This is a genomic window from Streptomyces sp. UF-297, assembly GCF_058245575.1.
Window position 1 is genome coordinate 190,397 of record NZ_JBSIBZ010000003.1, and the last position, 11,995, is coordinate 202,391.

At 74.5% G+C, this 11,995-nt stretch carries 9 protein-coding genes and 1 pseudogene; 5 read left to right on the plus strand and 5 right to left on the minus strand.

Annotation, left to right across the window (positions count from 1 at the left end; translation table 11 throughout):
* Positions 1 to 120 precede the first annotated feature (120 nt).
* Positions 121 to 1,005: a siderophore-interacting protein gene (locus tag AC4IJH_RS03800; protein ID WP_490850023.1), complete on the plus strand. Its 885-nt coding sequence runs from the start codon at positions 121 to 123 to the stop codon at positions 1,003 to 1,005.
* 157 nt (positions 1,006 to 1,162) lie between these two features.
* Here AC4IJH_RS03800 and AC4IJH_RS03805 read toward each other — a convergent pair whose 3' ends face one another.
* Positions 1,163 to 1,906, minus strand: a complete 744-nt coding sequence (locus AC4IJH_RS03805; RefSeq protein ID WP_490850024.1) for a hypothetical protein — start codon at positions 1,904 to 1,906, stop codon at positions 1,163 to 1,165.
* A gap of 188 nt (positions 1,907 to 2,094) precedes the next feature.
* On the opposite strand from AC4IJH_RS03805, the gene ggt reads away from it, so the two are divergent.
* Entirely contained in the window at positions 2,095 to 3,957 is a 1,863-nt protein-coding gene (gene ggt / locus AC4IJH_RS03810; protein WP_490850025.1) for a gamma-glutamyltransferase, read from the plus strand.
* 12 nt (positions 3,958 to 3,969) lie between these two features.
* Here the strand turns inward: ggt and AC4IJH_RS03815 are convergent, their stop codons facing one another.
* Positions 3,970 to 5,253 carry a YbiU family protein gene (locus tag AC4IJH_RS03815; RefSeq protein ID WP_490850026.1) on the minus strand — a complete coding sequence of 428 codons (1,284 nt, stop codon included), beginning with the start codon at positions 5,251 to 5,253 and terminating at the stop codon, positions 3,970 to 3,972.
* 108 nt (positions 5,254 to 5,361) lie between these two features.
* Between AC4IJH_RS03815 and AC4IJH_RS03820 the strand changes: the two genes are divergently transcribed.
* Entirely contained in the window at positions 5,362 to 6,552 is a 1,191-nt protein-coding gene (locus AC4IJH_RS03820; RefSeq protein ID WP_490850027.1) for an ROK family protein, read from the plus strand.
* A 346-nt stretch (positions 6,553 to 6,898) separates the two neighbouring features.
* Entirely contained in the window at positions 6,899 to 8,299 is a 1,401-nt protein-coding gene (locus AC4IJH_RS03825) for an amidase (RefSeq protein WP_490850046.1), read from the plus strand.
* Between the two features lie 16 nt (positions 8,300 to 8,315).
* On the opposite strand, the gene AC4IJH_RS03830 is transcribed toward AC4IJH_RS03825, so the two are convergent.
* The 3 genes from AC4IJH_RS03830 to AC4IJH_RS03840 all read right to left on the minus strand — a co-directional run bounded on the left by AC4IJH_RS03830 (position 8,316) and on the right by AC4IJH_RS03840 (position 10,901).
* Positions 8,316 to 8,867 carry an isochorismatase family protein gene (locus tag AC4IJH_RS03830; RefSeq protein WP_490850028.1) on the minus strand — a complete coding sequence of 184 codons (552 nt, stop codon included), beginning with the start codon at positions 8,865 to 8,867 and terminating at the stop codon, positions 8,316 to 8,318.
* Between the two features lie 169 nt (positions 8,868 to 9,036).
* Positions 9,037 to 10,455: an MFS transporter gene (locus AC4IJH_RS03835; protein WP_490850029.1), complete on the minus strand. Its 1,419-nt coding sequence runs from the start codon at positions 10,453 to 10,455 to the stop codon at positions 9,037 to 9,039.
* A complete protein-coding gene (locus tag AC4IJH_RS03840; protein ID WP_490850030.1) occupies positions 10,452 to 10,901 on the minus strand; it encodes a MarR family winged helix-turn-helix transcriptional regulator in 450 nt (149 codons plus the stop codon). The genes AC4IJH_RS03835 and AC4IJH_RS03840 overlap by 4 nt, the downstream gene beginning before the upstream one ends.
* 254 nt (positions 10,902 to 11,155) lie before the next feature.
* On the opposite strand from AC4IJH_RS03840, the pseudogene AC4IJH_RS03845 reads away from it, so the two are divergent.
* Positions 11,156 to 11,995, plus strand: a pseudogene (locus AC4IJH_RS03845) (hypothetical protein); the annotation flags it as partial.

The following is an 11,995-nucleotide window of genomic DNA, read 5'->3' on the forward strand; positions in this document are numbered from 1 at the left end:
ATCGTCCTGTCTCCCGGCACCCGATCGTCCCGTCTTCCTGGCACCCGACCGACACCCGACCGACTCCTGATCGACTCCCGATCGTCCCGTCTCCCGGCCGACTCCCTCCTGGAGGATTCGATGGCGGCATCACCCGTCGCGCTCATGCAGGTCACCGACGTCCGGCGGATCACCCCGCGGACGGCCCGGATCACCTTCCACGGCGAGGGCCTGGACACCCTGCCCTCCTGGCCCGACCAGCAGCTCAAGCTGTGCTTCCCCCGGCCGGGGCAGCGCGAGCCCCGGCTCCCCGCGCAGGACCCCGACGGCGACGCGATGCGCTGGTACCAGGCCTTTCTCGCCATCCCCGAGGACGAGCGGCCCTGGATGCGCAGCTATACGGTGCGCGCCCGCGACCCCGAGCGCGGCCTGATCACCGTCGACTTCGTCCTGCACGAGAACGCACGCCGGGCGGGCGAGGGGGAGGGGGCCGCGGCGGCGGACGGCCCGGCGACCCGCTGGGCGCGCTCGGCCCGGCCCGGTGACGTCCTGGGCCGGTACGGCCCCTCGGCGGAGTACGCCAGGCCGCGGGCCCCGGCCCAGTGGCTGCTGCTGGCCGGCGACGAGACCGCGCTGCCGGCCATCGCCACCCTGCTGGAGGCGCTGCCCGCCCAGACCCGCGCGGTGGCCTGCGTCGAGGTCGAGGACGCCGCGGAGGAACAGCCGCTGACCAGCGGCGCCGAGCTCACCGTGCACTGGCTGCACCGCGACGGGGCGCCCGCCGGGCGCGGCGAGGGCCTGCTGCGCGCCGTACGCGAACTCCCCTTCCCGCCGGGTGAGGCGCACGCCTGGCTCGCCGGTGAGGCGGGCTGTGTACGCGCCCTGCGCCGGCACCTCGTACAGGAGCGCGGGCTGGACAAGAAGGCGGTGGAGTTCACCGGCTACTGGCGGCGCGGGCTGACACAGGACGACGCCCCCACCGAGGAGGACCTGGCCGACCTGCGCGAGCGCCCGGGCCAGGCGTGAGGGCAGGGGCGCCGGGCCGCCGATGTGGGCTCGAAGCCGCCTCGCCGCAGTCCGGTGAGGTTCCCCGCACCCCAAAGGGGCGCGGGGGACTGCGCGAACAGCCGCGACGCACCCGCAGGCGACTCGCCGCATATCCAGCGCATATCCAGCGGAGCGCTTACGCGGCGGCGCGGTGCCCCTTCGGCTCGGGCGCGGCCAGCGCCGCCTTGCTGACGTCGGCGACGACCTCGACCACGTCGGGGCCGTACGCCTGGGAGTTGACGACCTTCAGCAGCAGGCAGAACTGTCCGTCCGCGCCGTACCTGCGGGCCAGCCGGGCCCGGTTGCGCACCAGGTGGCGCACGGCCGCGCGGTGGGTGACCGGCCGCTGCCCGGCCGCCAGGAAGACCGGCCGGCCGCTCTCCCCTGCGGTGAGCCGGGCCAGCAGCACGTACTCCACCGCGCCGGGCTCCACGTGATAGGTGGAGCCGCCGACGGTGAACGAGCCGCGCCCCAGGCCCAGTTCGTCACCGGGGTGCACCGCGACGCCCGGCAGCAGATTGGCCATATGGGCCGCCAGGCGGCGGTGCGCCGTCGGGTCGCCGACGCAGAACTCGGTCCGGGCGCCGAACCCCTGCAGCCCGGTGTCGTGCGGCGCGACCTCCGCGTGCGCGCCGCAGTTCTCGATCACCGCGGCGAGCCCGAGCAGCGCCAGCGCGTCATGGCGCGGGATGCTCCAGTGCGCCGCCGCGCTGTCCCGGTGGGTGACCAGCACGCACTCCGAGCCGTCCGGCAGGCCGAAGAAGCTCTGCTCGCGGGCGGGCTTGCGGCGGGCCGCGGCGGACTGCGCCGCCCAGCCGCCCGCCAGGCCCACGAGCAGGGCGGCGACCACCGCGATCAGAAGCGTCAGGGTGTCGTTCATGGGCGGCGAGCGTAGCCGCGCCCGGTTGTGTGTTCGAGGCCGGGGGCGGGCGCTGGGATGGCTTGTCCGGGTCCGTACGGCATGCGGCTCACACCCCCTATGCCCCGCGTGACCCCCTGTCCTGAGAGCGGTCCCCCGAGTAGGCTCCGGCCGCTGCCGCCCGCGCCCGCGTTGGAGGGATGTCCCGGATGACGAACGCTTCAGGCCGCCTTGCACCAGGTCCCGTACGGGGCCGTACCGCCCGCAGATTCCCCGCCCGCGGCCTGCCCGCCCTGGCGGTGGCCGCCGCGCTGACCGGCTCGCTGGGGGCCGCCGCCGCGCCCGACCGGCCCGCGGCGCCCGACCGCACCCCCGCCAAGACCCCGGTCGCGGTGGGCCACGGCGGGGCGGTGGCCAGTGTGGACCCGGACGCGTCCGCCGCCGGGATCGAAGTGCTGCGCAAGGGCGGCAACGCCGTGGACGCGGCCATCGCCACCGCGGCCGCGCTCGGCGTCACCGAGCCCTACTCGGCGGGCATCGGAGGCGGCGGCTACTTCGTCCGCTACGACGCCAAGTCCCGTACTGTGCAGACCCTGGACGGCCGCGAGACCGCGCCGCGCAGCGCGGGCAAGGACCTCTTCCTGGAGGACGGCAAGCCCATCCCCTTCGACCAGGCCGTCACCAGCGGGCTCGGCGTCGGCACCCCCGGCACCCCCGCCACCTGGGACCTCGCGTTGAAGAAGTGGGGCAGCCGCTCGCTGGCGCAGGTGCTGCGGCCCGCCGAGAAGATCGCCAAGGACGGCTTCACGGTCGACGCCACCTTCCGCAGCCAGACCGCGCTCAACGAGGCGCGCTTCAGGGACTTCCCCGACACCGCCGCCCTCTTCCTGCCCGGCGGAAAGCTCCCCGAGGTCGGCTCGCGCTTGAAGAACCCCGATCTGGCCCGTACGTACAAGGAGTTGGGCGAGCGGGGCGTGCGCGAGCTCTACAACGGGCGCCTCGGCCGGGACGTCGTGCGCACCGTCCGCACCCCGCCGGTACGGCCCGGCGCCGGGCGCAAAGTGCGGCCGGGTGACATGACCGCCAAGGACCTGCGGGCCTACGAGGTGCGCCGCCAGGCACCCACCCGCATCGGCTACCGCGGCCTGGACGTGTACGGCATGGCGCCGTCCGGCTCCGGCGGCACCACCGTCGCCGAGGCCCTCAACATCCTTGAGCGCAGCGACCTTTCGCGCCTGGGCGAGAAGGAGTATCTGCACCGCTACATCGAGGCGAGCCGGATCGCGTTCGCCGACCGGGGCCGCTGGGTGGGCGACCCGGCCTTCGAGGACGTGCCCACCAAGGGCCTGCTCTCGCAGCGCTTCGCGGACTCCCGGCAGTGCCTGATCAAGGACGACGCGGTGCTCACCAGCCCCGTCCCGCCCGGCGACCCGCGCAAGCCGCGGGCCTGCGACAGCGGCGGCAAGGCCGCGCCGACGACGTACGAGGGCGAGAACACCACGCACCTGACCGTCGCGGACAAGTGGGGCAATGTCGTCGCCTACACCCTCACCCTGGAGCAGACCGGCGGCAGCGGCATCACCGTCCCCGGCCGCGGCTTCCTGCTGAACAACGAGCTCACCGACTTCTCCTTCGCGCCCGCGAGCCCCGCCGTGCACGACCCGAACCTGCCGGGTCCGGGCAAGCGGCCGCGCTCCTCGATGTCGCCGACCATCGTGGTCAAGGACGGCCGTCCGGTGCTGGCCCTGGGGTCGCCGGGCGGCGCGACCATCATCACGACCGTGCTGCAGACCCTGGTCAACCACCTGGACCGCAAGATGCCACTGGTCGACGCCATCGCCGCGCCGCGCGCCAGCCAGCGCAACGCGGCCGCCACCGAGCTCGAACCGGGGCTGTTCACCAGCCCGGTCCGCGCCCGGCTGGAGGCGCTGGGCCATGTGTTCAAGGAGAACCCGGAGATCGGCGCCGCCACCGGCGTGCAGCGCCTGCCGGACGGACGCTGGCTGGCGGCGACGGAGAAGGTCCGGCGCGGCGGGGGCTCGGCGATGGTCGTACGGCCCGAGGGGCGCTAACCCTCGGCGAGTTCACCAGGCGTCCAGGCCCATCTGACGGCGCCCCAGCGCCGTCAGGTCGGCGGCGGTGGCCCGGCCCCGGTAGTCGCTCTCGTAGTCCTCGGGGGCGAAGTCGGGCGGGCTGCCGCCGCGCAGGAACGCCTCCTTCTGGCGCTCGGCGTACGCGGCGTTCTTCGCGCACAGCGGCGCCGCGGCGATGTACATCACGTTGCCCCAGCGGGTCGTCCCGTTGACGTCGGCGACGGAGTGGATCAGATCGGTGTGCCACCACACCGTGTCGCCGGGCTCCATCGCCGGGATCGGGGTATGGGCCGCGGCCAGCGCCGGGTGCCAGGTGTCCGTCACCGGCAGCACCTTGCCGAGCGAGACCCCGCACAGCTCGTCCTCGGGCACGTCCGGCATCAGCGGGCGCAGCATCAGGTAGACGGCGGCCCGCGCGATGGGCACCAAGTGCAGTACGCCGTCGGTCGGTTCCATGTCCGTCAGCGCGGTCCACCCCTGGAATGTACGGAAGACGCTGCACCGCTGGGTGGAGGGGTACTCCTCGACCTCGGTGCGCCAGGCCGCGTCCCACGGGTCGTACGCGCGCCAGTCCCCGGCGAAGACGTGCCGGAAGACCTTGCGGTAGGCGGGGTCCAGCCAGCGCTCGGCGGCGCCGGAGTCGATGTGCGCGCCCAGCCCGAAGGAGGAGTCGCCCGGCTCGCGGCGGCGGACCCGGTCGGCGTAGGCGATGTCGCGGCCCGGGTCGAACCAGGCGCGGCCCTGGGAGGCGTGCTGCCAAAGGGAGTTCAGGAAGCCGCGGGCGGCGGCCATCCGCTCGTCCTGGCGGGCCTGGACCTGCGGCCCGGACCAGTACAGGGGGAAGATCTGCGGGCGGCTGGAGGAGAGCGTGCCGAAGAAGTCGTCGGCGGCGCCCCGGTAGGTCTCCTCGAAGCGGTTGCGCTCCAGATAGCCGGCCAGTTCGCCGTCCCAGCGCTCGGCCAGGGCGCGCGGGAAGGTCTGGCGCACGACGGCGCAGCCGCGCCGGGCGATCGCCTCGCGGGTGGCCCGCGGGACCGTACCGGCCTCGATGTCGCGCTGCCGCACCACGGGGATCACCTCCTCGCCCCGCTCGCGCGCGGCCGCGACGGCGGCGGACTCGCGCCGCATCTCGGTCTCGACCTCGGCGAAGATCTCCGCCAGCCGTCCGGCGCCGCCCAACTGCGCGCGCAGTTCCGCTTTTGCGGCGCGTACGGCGGCGCCGAGGTCGGCGGGCGGCTCGCCGGCCCGCGGATGCGCTGCCTGATCCGTGCTCATGCCGTGCACCTCCGTCCGTCAGCAGGGCCCGCCCACCGGTAAGGAAGGAGCCCTTACTAACCCTCTTCCGTAAAGTAGCAGCGGCCAATACGGGCGACTAGGGGTGCCATGGAGATCGGCAGGGGCGGCGCCGGAGGGCGCGGGCGGCGGGCGCTGCCCGGCATGAATCTGGTGCGCGAACTGACCGACCAGATCGTGCTGGACACCGTATTCGAGCAGGCGCCGATCACCCGCGCCGAGGTCGCCCAGCGCACCGGCATCTCCAAGACGACCGTCTCCGAGGCCTTCCGCCGCCTGGAGGGCGCGGGCCTGCTGCGCACCGCGGGGACACAGCGCGGCCGCCCCGGCAGGGCCGGTACGTACTACCGGGTCGCCGCCGACGCGGGCTTCGTCATCGCCGTCGACCTCAACTCCACCGAACTGCGGCTGTGCGCCGCCGACATCTTCGGACAGCCCTTCCTGGAGAGCGCCCACCCGCCGCCGCACCCGCACGACCGCGAGCACGTCGCCGGACAACTGCGGGAGCTGGTCCGGGGCGCCATGGAGCAGGGGACCGCGGGGCACCGGCGGCTGCTGGCGGTCGGCGTCTCGGTGGCCAACCCCGTCGATCCGGTCGGCGGCAATGTCGTCGCGCTGGAGGAAAGCCCGTTCCCCGAGGGGCTGTTCCAGCCGCGGGACGCCCTGGAGGGCCTCTTCACCGCGCCGCTCCTGGTGGAGAACGACGTCAATCTGGCGGCGGTAGCCGAGCGGTGGCGCGGCGCGGCCCGCGAGAGTGCCAGCTTCGCGTACGTGCACATCGGCGCGGGGCTGGGCATGGGGCTGGTCATCGACGACCAGCTGATCCGGGGCGCGCGCGGGGTGGCCGGTGAGATCGGCTATCTGAGCCCGGGGCGGCGTACCCCAGGCGGCGCGACGGACCGGCCCGCGCTGGCCAGGGCCGTCGCCGAGGAGGGCTTCGGGCCCGGCGAGGGCGTGGACGCGGTCGGCGCGGCCCGGGCGGTCTTCGCGCGGGCCGCGGCGGGCGACGCCGAGGCGCGGGCCGTCATCGACCGCGTGGGCCGCACCATCGGCGAGGCGGTGGCGGCGGTCTGCGCGGTGGTGGACCCCGAACTGGTCGTCCTGGGCGGCCCGATCGGCCTGGAACCCGCCCTCGTGGAGCCGGTCCGCGCCGCCGTCGCCGCACAGGCGCCGCTGCCGCCGCCCATCGCGCCCGGCGCGCTGGGGGAGAACGCGGCGCTGCACGGGGCGCTGGTGCTGGCGCTGCGGCGCGGGCGGGCGGAGCTTTCGGGGCGGGGCTGAGCGGGACGGGGGGCGATACGAGGGGTTCGCCACGGGGGCGGGCGGTACGGGTCGGGTGGGGCTTCTGGTACGGCGCCGGGCGGTACGGGTCGGGCGGGGCTTCTGGTACGGCGCCGGGCGGTACGGGCGGGCGGGGCCTGCCGCGCGGTGTCGGGTCCTGGCGTGTCCGGACGGTGACCCGCTGACGCGCCGTTGTCAGTACCCCCGGGTAATGTTCTGAACTGTTGGCACAACCGGCAGTTGAGCAGGGTTGAGGCAAGGGGGGATCGTGGCCACGGCCGACAGCGGGGGATCCGCGAACAGGGAATCCGCAAGGGGGACGTTCGCGGGCGGGGAGTGGGAAGGACTGGCCGGGCAGGCGCGGGCGCTGCGGGCGGGCGAGGTCTCGTCCGTGGAGCTGGTGCGGCGCTCCCTGGCGCGTATCGAGGCGACCCAGGACAGCGTCAACGCCTTCCGGCTGGTGCGCGCCGAGGCGGCGCTCGCGGAGGCACAGAAGGCGGATGCCGCTCTGGCGGACGGCGCGCGGCAGCCGCTGCTGGGCGTGCCGGTCGCGGTGAAGGACGACACGGACGTGGCGGGGGAGCCCACGGCCTTCGGCTGCGAGGGCCAATTCCCGCCGAAGTCACAGGACTCGGAGGTGGTGCGGCGGCTGCGGGCAGCGGGCGCGGTCATCGTCGGCAAGACCAACTCCTGCGAGCTGGGCCAGTGGCCGTTCACCGAGGGCCCGGCCTTCGGCGACACCCGTAATCCGTGGAATCCGGACCGCACTCCCGGCGGCTCCTCGGGCGGCTCGGCGGCCGCGGTCGCCGCCGGGCTGGTGCCCGCGGCGCTGGGCACGGACGGCGCGGGCTCGGTGCGCATCCCCGCCGCCTGGACCCACCTGGTGGGCATCAAGCCGCAGCGCGGCCGCATCTCCACCTGGCCGGACCCCGAGTCCTTCCAGGGCATCACCGGCATCGGGCCGCTGGCCCGCACGGTCGAGGACGCCGCGCTGCTGCTGGACGCGGCCTGCGGCAACCACGAGGGCGACCTGCACCGCCCGCCGGCGATTTCGGCGCGGGAGGCCGTCGGCCGCGATCCGGGGCGGCTGCGTATCGCGCTGTCCTGGAAGCCCGCGCGCACCTTCACCCCCAAGTCCCTGCACCCGGACGTGCGGGCCGCGGTCACCTCCCTGGCCCGCACCCTGGCGGGCCAGGGGCATCTGGTGGAGGAGGCCGAACCGGACTACGGCCTCATCGGGCTGGCGTTCGTGCCGCGGGCCACGGCGGGCCTGCGCGAATGGGTGTCCCGGGTCCCCGACCGCCGGCTGCTGGACCGGCGCACCCGCGAGGCGGCCCGGTTCGGGCGGCTGCTGGGCGGGCGCGCACTGCGCCTGGCCCGGGCCGCCGAGGCCCGCGAACGCGGCAGGATCGGCGCGCTGTTCGGCCCGTACGACGTCCTGCTCACCCCCACCACCGCGACTCCGCCGCCGAGGGTGGGCACGCTCGCGCGGATGAGCGGCTGGCAGACGGACATGGCCATGATCGCCGCCTGCCCCTACGCCTGGCCGTGGAACGTACTGGGCTGGCCCGGCATCAGCGTGCCCGCCGGTTTCGACCGGGCCGGGCTGCCGCTGGGCGCCCAACTCCTCGGCCCGGCGGGCAGCGAGCCCCTGCTGATCTCGCTGGCCGCCCGCCTGGAGGAGGAACTGCGCTGGTGCGAGCGGTGGCCGGGAGCGATACCCCCGGCCACCGGCCCGGACCGCTGAGTGGACCGGTCGCGCCTCAGCCCAGCAGCTTGATGATCGCCTCGGTGGAGTCGGTCTCGCCCAGCCGCGGGAAGATCTTCTCCAGGCTGTTGCGGTGCGCGTCGGCGTCCATGTCGGTCACCGCGTCCGTGGCGACGGTGACGTGGTAGCCGTGCTCGTGCGCGGCGCGCGCGGTGGACTCCACCCCGATGCTGGTGGCGATGCCCGCCAGCACGATCTGGGTGACACCGCGCCGGCGCAGCTCCAGGTCGAGCGCGGTGCCGTGGAAGGCGCCCCACTGCTTCTTGGTGACGGTGATGTCGCCCGGCTGCCGGTCGAGTTCGGCCACCAGCGTCTCCCAGCCCTCGGGGCGGGTGCCGCCGGGCAGCCCGGCCTCCGTACGGCCCGGAGCGCCGCCGGCGACGTTGACCAGCACGACCGGCAGCCCGCGCTCGCGGAAGGCGGCGGCCAGCCGGGCACCGCGCTCGACGATCTCGGCGGCAGGGTGGACGGAGGGCAGCGCGACGATGCCCTTTTGGAGGTCGATCAGGACCAGCGCGGTGGTGGGGTCGAGGGTGGTGGCGGGCATGGTTCTCTCCTTGTGAGGGGTGTGACGGGGACGCGTGCGGCATGAGGCATGAGGCATGAGTCGTGCGGCATGCGGTGTGCGGACGGCCGGATGTCGGCGAACGGGCCGAACTCCGGGGAAGGGAAGGTCAGTCGACGAAGGTCGGCCGAGGGAGGTCGGCTGAAGGAGGTCAGTCGGGGGCGGCGCGCAGTGTGCGGTCGGCCAGCGTCAGCGCGAGCAGCAGCACGCCGAGGACGACACCCACCAGCGCGATGTGGTGCAGCCCGCCGTCGCTCGCCCGCTGCCCGTACAGCAGCCCGATCAGGCTGGAGGCGGTGATCGCGCCGAGGTACTGCGCGGTGCGCTGGAGCCCGGCGGCGGCGCCCACGCCGTCGGCCGGGGCCTGGGCGTAGACCGCGGCCTGGTTGCCGGTGGAGGACAGTCCCTGCGGGATGCCGAACAGGGCACCGGCCAGCAGGAGTACGGCCAGCGGCGAGCCGCCGTCCAGCAGCAGGAACACCGCGCTGCCGACGGCGAGGCAGACCGCGGCGACGGTCAGCGGCGCGCGGAAGCCCTTGGCCCGCGCCCCGGCCACCGAACACACCGCGGCGGCAATCGACATCGGCAGCATCACCAGCCCGGACTGGAACGGGGTGAAGCCGTGCCCCTCCTCCAGCCACTGGCTGAACCCGTACAGGACGCAGTAGATGAGCAGATACGCCAGGCCGTGGCGCAGATAGGTGCGCACCAGACCGCGGTTGCGGGCCAGCATCCGCAGGTCGATGAACGGCTGCGGGTGCCGCAGCTGCCACCACACCAGTACGGCCGCCAGCACACCGGCCGGCGCCAGCAGGTACCACTGCGGGGCGTCCAGGCGCAGCAGGAAGACCATCGCGGTGGTCAGCGTCGCCGTGAACAGCGCGATGCCCAGCGGGTCGAGGGAGGTGGCGGGGGCAGGGGAGTGCGGCGGCTGCTCGGCGCGCGGACGGTCGGCGGGCAGCCAGACCAGTGCGCAGCCCAGGCCGATCAGGGCGAGCGGCACGTTCACGGCGAAGACCCCGCGCCAGCCGGTGGTCGCCGCCAGCAGGCCGCCGAGCGTGGGGCCCACGGCGGCGCTGGCCAGGGCCGCCAGTGAGAGACGTCCCAGGACGCGCCGCGGGGTGGGGCGGCCCACCCGCTGCGACTCGGCCCGCAGCATCGCCATGGCGGCGGGGTAGGCCGCGGAGGTGCCGATACCCAGCACGACGCGCGAGACGATCAGCAGGGCGAAGGAGGGGGCGAGGGCGCCGATCAGCCCGCCGGCCAGCACCGTCACCAGACCGGCCAGGAAGATCCGGCGCGGCCCCAGCCGGTCGGCCAGCCGTCCCATGCAGGGCTGGCCCACGGCGCTGGCCAGGTACATCACCGAGACGAGCCAGGCGGTGCCCGCGGCACCGACGTGGAAGTCCCGGCCGATCGCCACCAGGGCGGTGGCGATCATCGTGGAGTTGATGGGGTTGAGCAGCGAGCCGAGCAGCAGCGGCGTCAACAGGCGGGCGCCGAAGCCCGGTTCCTCTCCGGCGGTGGCGGGTATGCCGCCGTCCGTACGGGAGGAGACGCCCGCCCTCACTCCCGCACCAGCCGCTTCAACAGCTCCGTCGCCTCGGTGAGGGTGCGCTGTTCCTTCGCGTCGAGGTGTCCGGCGATGGCGACGGCGAGCCAGTTGTTCTTGGACCGCCGTACCTCCGCCAGGGTCTTGCGGCCTTCTTCGGTGAGCGAGAAGACGACCTGGCGGCCGTCGGTGGGATGCGGGCTGCGCCGCAGAAAGCCCTGTTCCTCCAGTACGCCGATGGTCATGCGCATGGACTGCGGGCGGACGAGTTCGGCGCGGGCCAGCGCCGCGATGGTCGCGGGGCCCTCGGTGTCGATACGGCTGATCACGCCGCGCTGCGAAGCGGTCAGCTCGCCTTGCGGCGAGGCCGCTCTCAGCCGCCGCATCAGCAGTGCTGTGGCCACGCTCAGGTCTCTGGCCAGGCGTTCCTGTTCCTCATCGGGCTTGCCGGTCTCATGTGGCATACATCTACCGTAGGACTTCGACAGGGAAACTTGCAAGTTAGCCTGCCGTGTTTCCCTGCCGTGTTTCCCTGCCGTACTTCCTGCCGTCCTGAGCGTTGTCTTTCGCGTCGCCCGTCTCCGCCGTGTGCGGACCCGGAAAACTTCCCGTAGCGCCCCGGTGCCGCTCGCCGAAACATCCCTGGGGTCCAATGCGGGCGGGTGCACGGATCGCGGGGTACGGCCCGCGGGCGAACCGAGCGAGGAAGGGCGACGGCGTGCCGGAGGTTCAACCACGGGGCCCGGTGGACGAGTTCGCGTACGCGCTGCGCGGGCTCGCGGGCGAGCTGGATGCGACGGCCGGCTGGTACGGGGTCTTCGCGCACCGTGACCCCGAAGGGCTGCGCGCCTGCCTGGAGGGTCGCGACATCCCGCCCTGGGATGTGGTGGACGCGCTCCTCCAGGACCTCGCGGCCGTGCGCGACGACCGCACCGTACGGGACACGGAGGCCCGGCTGCGGCACCTTCGGGTGGCGGCCGCCGCCGACCACGACTCCCGCCCCGGCGGCCGGGCCGCGCTCCTGGACCGCCTCGGCGCCATGGTGCGCGAGCGCCGGCACGCGACCGTACGGCTGCGCGAACTCCAGCGCACGGCGCGGGAGTCCGCCGACTCGCCGGAGGCGGACCGCCGCACGCAGGAGCTGGCCTGGCTGCGCGACGACTACGCACGCGCCGACCTGCGAGTGCGTGAACTCCAGGCGCGACTGGCGGAGTTGGCGCGGGCGGAACTCGATGGCGAGGCCGAGGCCGCCGCGGTCGCACGGCGGCCTCGAGGGGCGCGATTCGCGGGCCTGGAGGCAGCCGAGGACTCATGCGGAGCGCCAACAGGCAGTCATGTGACGCACCATGACGAGATGGCAGGCGCAGAGAAGGATGTTCCGGCGGCGGGGAGCCCGGTGCAGGGGAGCGAAGGCATCGTTGCGCCCGAGGTGGCTGCCGCACCCCCGCGCGGCGCCCGCTTCGCCGGAGCGTACGAGGGGGAGCGGCCGAAAGCGCGGCCGGGCCGGCGGGCCGCCGAGCGCGCCGCGGCGGAGGCGGCGGAGGCGGCGTTGGCGGAC

Excerpts from the sequence above, each read along its gene's own strand:
- AC4IJH_RS03800 (WP_490850023.1), top strand. The coding sequence starts at position 121 with ATGGCGGCATCACCCGTCGCGCTCATGCAGGTCACCGACGTCCGGCGG.
- AC4IJH_RS03815 (WP_490850026.1), bottom strand. The coding sequence starts at position 5,253 with ATGAGCACGGATCAGGCAGCGCATCCGCGGGCCGGCGAGCCGCCCGCC.
- AC4IJH_RS03840 (WP_490850030.1), bottom strand. The coding sequence starts at position 10,901 with ATGCCACATGAGACCGGCAAGCCCGATGAGGAACAGGAACGCCTGGCC.
- ggt (WP_490850025.1), top strand. The coding sequence starts at position 2,095 with ATGACGAACGCTTCAGGCCGCCTTGCACCAGGTCCCGTACGGGGCCGT.
- AC4IJH_RS03805 (WP_490850024.1), bottom strand. The coding sequence starts at position 1,906 with ATGAACGACACCCTGACGCTTCTGATCGCGGTGGTCGCCGCCCTGCTC.
- AC4IJH_RS03820 (WP_490850027.1), top strand. The coding sequence starts at position 5,362 with ATGGAGATCGGCAGGGGCGGCGCCGGAGGGCGCGGGCGGCGGGCGCTG.
- AC4IJH_RS03830 (WP_490850028.1), bottom strand. The coding sequence starts at position 8,867 with ATGCCCGCCACCACCCTCGACCCCACCACCGCGCTGGTCCTGATCGAC.